General features: G+C 73.0%; 1 protein-coding gene. It reads left to right on the top strand.

Going from position 1 to position 701, the window contains the following annotated elements; translation table 11 throughout:
• Window positions 1-156: 156 nt before the first annotated feature.
• On the top strand, window positions 157-701 hold a 545-nt coding region (locus A5702_RS22645; protein WP_156669719.1), incomplete at its 3' end, for a PPE family protein.

The following is a 701-nucleotide window of genomic DNA, read 5'->3' as shown; positions in this document are numbered from 1 at the left end:
ACCGCGCCAGCCCAGTTCGCGGCCGCCCTGCCCGCCGAGAAGGTGCTGCCCGCGCACCTGCCGGCCGAGCACATCGTCCACGCGGAGCCGGTGGTCAAAGCGTTCGCCGGCCCGAAGCCACTGCCGGTGCTGGGTTAGCAAGAAAGGAATGTAGTGATGGATTTCGGTGCGATGCCCCCGGAGATCAATTCCGGCCTGATGTACGCGGGGCCAGGGCCCGCGTCCCTGCTCGCGGCGGCGATGGCCTGGGAGGGTCTGGCGGCCGAGCTGCGTTCGGCCGCGACGGCGTACGGGACCGCGATCGTGGATCTGACCGATGCCGGCTGGCAGGGTCCGTCGTCGGCGTCGATGGCCGCCGCCGCCGCTCCCTACGTGGCCTGGATGCACGCCACCGCCGCGCAGGCCGAGCAGGCGGGGATGCAAGCCGCCGCGGCCGCGGCCGCGCACGAGGCGGCGTTTGCGGCCACCGTGCCGCCGCCGATGATCGCCGCGAACCGGGGCTTGCTGATGATGCTGGTGGCGACCAACTTCCTGGGCCAAAACGCGGCGGCGATCGCGGCCACCGAGGCGCAGTACGGCCAGATGTGGGCACAGGACGCCGTTGCCATGTACGCCTACGCGGGGTCCTCGGCGGCGGCGGCCATGTTGGCGCCGATGGCGGTCGCGCCGCCAACCACCAATCCCGCCGGAGCGGCGGCCGG

This window comes from Mycobacterium sp. E3339, from assembly GCF_001666915.1.
Lineage (GTDB): Bacteria > Actinomycetota > Actinomycetes > Mycobacteriales > Mycobacteriaceae > Mycobacterium.
Note: the sequence above shows the minus strand (reverse complement) of the source record. Positions and strands in the feature narration are given on the sequence as shown.